The organism is Frisingicoccus sp. (genome assembly GCA_016298055.1).
Classification (GTDB): domain Bacteria; phylum Bacillota; class Clostridia; order Lachnospirales; family Lachnospiraceae; genus Frisingicoccus.
On the sequence record JAEDDO010000090.1, the window covers coordinates 1 to 7,446 of the forward strand.

Genomic DNA, 7,446 nt, shown 5'->3' on the forward strand with positions numbered 1-7,446 from the left:
ATATAACTATTTTTTTCAAGGAGGAGAAAAAATATGAAAAAGAAAATGTTAAGCTTAGTTCTTGTAGCAGCTATGGCTATGACAGCTCTCGTTGGCTGTGGCGGCGGCTCAAAAACAGAAACAAAAGCGGAAACAAAAGCAGAGACAGCAGCAGAGACAACAGCTGAAACAGAAGCTGCTGCAGAGGCACTTCCTGGTGGGGGATCAAACATTATTTACATCATCACACCATCTCATTCAAATCCTTTCTTTAAGACAGAAGCTGACACAGCAGCAGCTAAAGCTAAAGAATTAGGTTATGAAACAGTTGTGGTATCTCATGATGATGACGCTACAAAACAGTCTGAATTATTCGACGCAGCTATCGCTGATAAAGCAGCAGCTATTATCTGTGACAACGCAGGTGCTGACGCTACAGTTGAAGCCGTTCAGAGAGCAAGAGATGCAGGTATCCCAACATTCCTTATCGACCGTGAAATCAACGCTGACGGTGTTGCAATTTCTCAGATCGTAGCAAACAACTATCAGGGTGCAAAAGCTATTGCTGAAGCATGGGTTGAAGCTATGGGTGAAGAAGGAAAATATGCTGAGTTATTAGGAAAAGAATCCGATACAAACGCTGGTGTTCGTTCTTCCGCATTCCATGAAGTAATCGATCAGTACGACACACTTGAAATGGTTGCTCAGCAGACAGCTAACTGGGATCAGACAGAAGGCTACAACAAAACAGAAGCTATCCTTCAGTCCAATCCTGAAATCACAGGTATCATCTGCGGTAACGATACAATGGCTGTTGGTGCTGTAGAAGCTTGTAAAGCAGCTGGCAGATCCGATATCAAGATCATCGGTGTTGACGGTTCTGATGAAGCAGCAGCTTACATCGCAGCAGGTGAGATGACAGGTACAGCATTACAGCAGTGCGCTTTAATCGCTGAAATGGCTGTTGAACAGGCTGACGCTTACCTCAAGAACGGTACAACAGGTCTTGATGAAAAACAGCTTGTTGACTGTCTTGCTATCACAGCAGATAACGTTGCAAACTTAAAGACATTCGTTTACACAGAAAAGTAATGTTTAAGTTTTGAAAAAACAGAATAGGACCTGAAAAGGTCCTATTCTTAATCAAAGATCCTTAAAAAAATAGTTTATTATTTCGATAAAAAGGCTTTTTAGTCTATAAATAAAAACATGGGGGGATAACATGAAAAGAAAGATTATAGCTCTGATGCTTGCTTGTGCGGTAGTCTTAGGATGTACAGGCTGTGTTAAAGTAATTAAGATCGGTGAAGAAGGAAAGTATACCGGAAAAGCTGCTTTTAATGCAGCAGATGCAGCAGCAGGTTTATGGGAAGAAGCTGTTGTTAATATTCAGGAAAAAGCAGTGGAACTTCCGGATTTTCTTGAGGAAGCCAATGGTGACCTGGCGTCATTAGTTGATAAGTACGGAAAATATTCTATGGGTACTTCCGGCTCCATCAGTTATGCGGTAAAAGGCACAGGCGTTGTTGAAGAAGTCAATCAGGAAAAGAAAGCCGGTTATATGACAGTAAAACTGGACGGCTACGATGGTCCGGAAGTGATCAAGATCCAGATCGGAAGTGTTTACAAAGGCTCTTCTACACGTGATACATTGGATATCGTTAACTTTGGTAATTACACAAATCAGCAGGAGTGGGCAGCAATTTCTCAGGAATTGCATACAGCGATCGACACAAATATTATTCAGCCGGCAAATCCTGCAAGTCTTTCCGGGAAAACAATCGAATTTGTTGGAACATTTACAGTGGACGGCAATGATGAATTGTTGATCACGACCGTAGTATTAGATGTAAAATAGTCAGGGGGAACCGAATATGGCAGATATGTGCAGAGAAGGCGTATGCCTGCATGCTGAGGGGATAAGCAAGATTTATCCTGGTACAAAAGCCCTGGATAATGTTAATTTTGACTTATTAACCGGAAAAGTTAATGTACTTATTGGTGAGAACGGAGCGGGAAAATCCACTCTGATGAAGATGATCGCCGGTATTGAGCAGCCAAGTGAAGGCACACTATACATGGACAATAAAGAAGTTTATTTCAGGAATACATCGGATGCGAGAGCACACGGCATCGGTATTATTCATCAGGAATTAAATTTATTCCCGAATCTTCCGGTATATCAGAATATTTTCATGGCAAAAGAAAAAAGAAAAGGTCTTGGACTTGATAATGATTATCATCGCAAGAAAGCAGAAGAAGTTCTTAAGAAACTGGAACATAATATTCCGGTAGATACACTGGTCGGTGACCTTCGTGTCGGTCAGCAGCAGATGATTGAAATCGCAAGAAATCTTGTGGATGATGATTTAAGGGTTCTTATCATGGACGAGCCGACATCTTCTCTTTCCCAGAATGAGGTAGATGTTCTTTTTAAGATTATGAGAGAACTTACAGCACAGGGAATTTCCATTGTATATATTTCCCACCGTCTGGAAGAGATCATGCAGATCGGTGATCATGTGACGATCCTCCGTGACGGTAAATATGTGGCGGATGCAGATGTTAAAGATATTGATGTCCCATGGATCGTACAGCAGATGACAGGGGATAATAAGGCATATCCAAAGCGAGAGCGCGGTATTGACTGGGATAAACAGGAAAAAGTGCTTGAAGTTAAAAATCTTACCCTTCCTAAGAGCGGTGGCGGATATCTTTTGAATAATGTCAGCTTTGACTTGAAAAAAGGCGAAATTTTAGGCATTTATGGTCTGATGGGTGCAGGTCGTACAGAAGTGTTTGAGTGTATTATGGGACTTCGTCCGGAGCATACAGGTGATATTATTTTCAAAGGCGAGAAGATGAATATTCAATCCATCTCAAAGCAGATTGAAAAAGGTTTTGCTCTTGTTCCGGAGGACAGACAGCGTGAGGGACTTGTACAGACGATGGATATCGGACGAAATTGTTCACTTTCCGCACTGCATCGCTATGCAAAGGGCGGTATCGTTGATTTTTCGAAGGAAGATCAGATGGTCGAGAAAGAGATCAAAGATATCCACATTAAAGTTGCAGATAAACGACTTCCAATTCTTTCATTGTCCGGTGGTAACCAGCAGAAGATTGTTATCGGTAAGGGTATTTTGACCGACCCATCGATTCTTCTTATGGATGAGCCAAGTCGTGGTATCGATATCGGTGCCAAGACGGAAGTTTTCGATATCATTAATCAATATGCAGAGCAGGGTCTTTCCATTATCGTTATTTCCTCCGAGTTAAAGGAAATTATCGCGATTGCGGACCGTGTTGTTGTATTATCCAATGGTATCAAAACAGATGAGTTTGTCGGAGATGAAATCAAGGAGGAATCTTTAGTCCTTGCATCTTATAAAGGTCATCACACATATTAAGAGGGGAAAAGGAGATAAAAGGTATGAGTTCAAACAAAAAAGAATCCAACAATAATGCGTTGATGATGACTCTCTTAAAGGGGAGAACATTCATTGTATTAATTGTATTATTAATTTTCTTCAGTATTACAGCTAATAACTTCCTTAGTGTAAATACGTTGCTTCTGATCGGTAAACACGTTGCTTTGTATGGTATCATCGCGATCGGTATGACTTATGTCATTATTACCGGCGGTATCGACCTTTCTGTTGGTGCAGTCGTTGGTCTTGCGGGTATGGTTGCCGGCGGTCTGCTTCAGAAAGGTCTTACACTTCAATTTGCCGGCGTAACGATTTATTTCAGTGTTCCGCTGGTCGTAATTATCACCATCATTGTCGGTGCACTGATCGGTGTCATAAACGGTATTATCATAACGAAATTTAACGTTGCACCGTTCATCGCAACATTAGGTACAATGTATATTTGCCGTGGCTTTGCAAACTTACACTCAAACGGTGCTACATATTCGGACCTTAAAGGTTATGAAGGTCTTGGAAATCAGGGATGGACATTCTTCGGTTCTACATTATTCGGTATCCCGGTAGGTTTGATTATTCTGGCAATTATGGCGGTTATTTTTGCTTTTATCCTTAAAAAGACTGTTTTCGGATGGCATGTATTTTCTATCGGTGGTAATGAAAAAGCAGCAAAATTATCCGGTGTCAAAGTTGACAAAGTTAAAATTCTTGTTTACATGATTTCCGGCATCTGTGCAGCAGTTGTAGGTATTATCGCATGCTCACAGCTTGCAGCAGCTCATCCGGCAACAGGTGAATCCTGGGAAATGAATGCGATCGCAGCAGCCGTTCTCGGCGGAACATCTATGGCCGGCGGTATCGGTACGATCGGCGGAACAATCGTCGGTGCTTTCGTTATCGGTGTTATCAATGACGGTATGGTTATGTGCGGTGTATCCGAATTCTGGCAGATGGTTATTAAAGGTCTCGTTATTATTGTAGCCGTTGTCATTGACCAGTTCCAGAGAAATATGGAAGCTAAGATGGCTCTTAAAGCAAGAAACGAGAGCAAATAGGAGGCATCGCTGCTATGAAAAAAAGAGGTATTTTAAATGCACAGCTTTCCGGCCTTATTGCAGCCCTGGGTCATATGGATACATTTATGATCGGCGATGCAGGTATGCCGATTCCTAAAGGTGTTCCGATCGTGGATCTGGCACTTTGTGCCGGTGTTCCTACATTTGCACAGACATTGGATGCGGTGCTTGATGAGGCTCAGGTTGAGCATTATACGATCGCAGAGGAGATCGCAGAAAAGAATCCGGAATTATTGGCATATATTGAGGAAAAACTTCCGGGAGTCAGCTGCGACAGAATTCCGCATACAGAGTTAAAAGCAATGTCTGCAAACTGCAGATTTGCGATCCGTACAGGTGAATTCTCTCCGTATCCAAACATTATTCTGCGCGCAGGCGTTGTATTTTAAAAAAGGATGAATCCAATGAAAGTATTAAATTTTGGCTCATTAAATGTAGATTATGTATATCAGGTAGATCATATGGTCATGCCGGGAGAAACCCAGTCCAGCTCGGGAATGGAAATATTCCTTGGCGGAAAGGGCTTCAATCAGTCAGTTGCGCTGGTGAAAGCCGGTGTTCCTGTCTATCATGCCGGCCTGATCGGCGAGGATGGGATGGCATTTGTTGAAGCGGCGAAGGCTTACGGTATGCATACGGATTTTATAAAGAAGATCGAGGGCAGAAGCGGTCATACGATCATCCAGGTGGATAAAAACGGGCAGAACTGTATCCTTCTTCACGGCGGCAGCAATCGTGCGATCACAAAAGAATTTGTAGATTCCGTGCTGGAGAATTTTGAAGCCGGCGATATTATCCTACTTCAGAACGAAGTGAGCGAGATGCCTTATATTATTGATAAAGCATATGAAAGAGGCATGCAGATCTTTTTAAACCCATCTCCGTATGATGCGTATCTTGACGCATGTGATATGAGCAAGGTATCCTGCTTTTTCATGAATGAGATTGAAGGCGGATTAATTTCCGGCGGTGAGACGGATCCGGATAAGATTATTGAAAAGGTTCTCGAAAAGTATCCGGATGCACGAATTGTATTGACTTTGGGTGGCGACGGTTCAATTTATGCGGATAAAAACGAACGTCATCATCAGGAAATTTTTAAAGTTGAGACAGTTGATACAACGGCTGCAGGAGATACATTTACAGGCTATTTTATCGCAGGTATTATAAACGGCACACCGATTAAAGAAACATTGCGGATGAGTGCCCTGGCGGCAAGTATTGCGGTTTCAAGACCAGGGGCCACACCTTCGATTCCTTATATGGAAGAAGTTTTAAAAGTGTTATAAAGGTAAAACAGACCGGGCAAAGTCCATAAGGATTTTGTCCGGTTTTTAATTGTATAGGAAAGTGTGCTTCGCATGTGGTTGATTTTTAAACGCGATAGTGTGCGAAGCACACTTAGTTCCTTTTATGGATACTTGTTGAGAGCGTACAGCTGTGATAGAATCAAAGTATCAAAATATTAAAAAGGGTGGTGATGTCTGGTGTATTTAATCGCATGTGTGGATGACCGTATGGGAATGATGTTTAATCACCGAAGAGTCAGCAGAGACAGGGCAGTGATCCGGGATATTATGGATAGGTGCGGTGATCAGGGAGTGTACATGGAGTCTTATTCTGCTGGATTATTTAAGGATTATAATTCAGAGAATGTGCATATTTTGAATGAGGATTGGAATGATCTTTTGGAAGGACATTATTTTTTTGCTGAGGATCCGGATGTGATCCGGGAGGAATCCGTTGAAAAAATTATTTTATATCAGTGGAACCGGAATTATCCTGCAGACAAGTATTTTCCGATAGATCTGGATGGATGGATATTGGAGGAAACTGATGAATTTGCCGGGTATTCTCATGAAAAGATTACCAGATCCTGTTTTGTAAGAGATAAAGTTAACAATAAAGTATAAAACAGGATTGTTTTTATTGTTAAATATAGTATAATAATGATATTAGGGTCAAATGCTTTTGAACCCAACATCATAATAAAGATATCATTAGAAAAATAAAAGACTTCGGAGGGAAAATATGAAAAAAAGAAATTCAGGATTCACTTTGAAGCTGAAACGCTTTGCCGCAGTGGGACTTGCTGCGGTCTGTGCATCATCTCTGGCGACAGCACCTGTGTATGCGATCGAACTGGAGAATCAGCTGATCAACAATGAAAAGAAAGTAGAGCAGAGCCTTAAAAAGAACGGATCTTATGTTTCAAACATTTCTACTGCTTATAATTATTTGGAAGGTACAACAAAGAATACGAAAAAGAAAAGTCAGACCTACCCTTCCACTTATGATCTTCGTAATGTGAATGGAAAGAGTTATGTGACACCGGTAAAATTCCAGAATCCATGGGGAACATGTTGGGGATTTGCAACAATAGCTGCATCTGAGACAAGTATTGCCTATGAATTGAATCTTTCACCGGATCAGATCGACCTTTCGGAACTTCATCTTGCCTGGTTTGCGTTGAATCCATTGCCGGCAGATGAGAAGAATTATCCTTCTCAGGCAGGTGAAGGTGTGACGGTTATAGGTAATGAACCGTTGAATAATGGCGGAATGCTTTATACAGCCACATCTGTTATTTCTTCAGGAATCGGTCCTGTCGGTGAGTCTCTCGTGCCTTATAAGGGAGCTAACGGCACGATTCTGTATGATCCTAACGGTAATCCTTTCTGCTATTCAAAAGATGATGACTGGTCGGTGGATGAGAGTAAAAGGTTCAATCAGACGATAGAGCTGGAAGAAAGTTCGGTTCTTCCGTCACCTGCTGTCTGGAAGACGGATGCCAACGGAAATAACTATTACGAATATAATGCTGCCGGAACAGAGGCTATTAAATCGGAACTGATGGCAGGAAGAGCAGTTTCTATTGCTTTTTCTGCGGATACATCCAGACCGTCCGAGCCTGAGACGGAAGAGACAAAACCAGAGACGGAGACACCAGAGACAGAAGCCCC

The 7,446-nt window shown here is 41.9% G+C and carries 8 protein-coding genes; all 8 read left to right on the forward strand.

The features are described from left to right. Positions 1-33 precede the first annotated feature (33 nt). The gene (locus QZZ35_RS07780; RefSeq protein ID WP_291236885.1) at positions 34-1,071 is read left to right on the forward strand and encodes a D-ribose ABC transporter substrate-binding protein; all 1,038 of its coding nucleotides are present in this window, start codon (positions 34-36) and stop codon (positions 1,069-1,071) included. A gap of 130 nt (positions 1,072-1,201) precedes the next feature. After that, positions 1,202-1,837 (forward strand): DUF2291 domain-containing protein, encoded by a 636-nt coding sequence (locus QZZ35_RS07785; protein ID WP_291236886.1) that lies wholly within the window; start codon positions 1,202-1,204, stop codon positions 1,835-1,837. Between the two features lie 16 nt (positions 1,838-1,853). Further along, on the forward strand, positions 1,854-3,389 hold the full coding sequence (locus QZZ35_RS07790; protein ID WP_330635624.1) for a sugar ABC transporter ATP-binding protein: 1,536 nt from the start codon (positions 1,854-1,856) through the stop codon (positions 3,387-3,389). A gap of 23 nt (positions 3,390-3,412) precedes the next feature. Next, positions 3,413-4,462: an ABC transporter permease gene (locus tag QZZ35_RS07795; protein WP_291236887.1), complete on the forward strand. Its 1,050-nt coding sequence runs from the start codon at positions 3,413-3,415 to the stop codon at positions 4,460-4,462. 14 nt (positions 4,463-4,476) lie between these two features. Next, on the forward strand, positions 4,477-4,872 hold the full coding sequence (gene rbsD / locus QZZ35_RS07800; RefSeq protein ID WP_291236888.1) for a D-ribose pyranase: 396 nt from the start codon (positions 4,477-4,479) through the stop codon (positions 4,870-4,872). 15 nt (positions 4,873-4,887) lie between these two features. Beyond that, on the forward strand, positions 4,888-5,772 hold the full coding sequence (locus tag QZZ35_RS07805) for a ribokinase (RefSeq protein WP_291236889.1): 885 nt from the start codon (positions 4,888-4,890) through the stop codon (positions 5,770-5,772). A gap of 198 nt (positions 5,773-5,970) precedes the next feature. After that, positions 5,971-6,396 (forward strand): ribonuclease Z, encoded by a 426-nt coding sequence (locus tag QZZ35_RS07810; RefSeq protein ID WP_291236890.1) that lies wholly within the window; start codon positions 5,971-5,973, stop codon positions 6,394-6,396. A gap of 118 nt (positions 6,397-6,514) precedes the next feature. Further along, a partial coding sequence (locus tag QZZ35_RS07815; protein ID WP_291236891.1) for a C1 family peptidase occupies positions 6,515-7,446 on the forward strand: 932 nt, incomplete at its 3' end.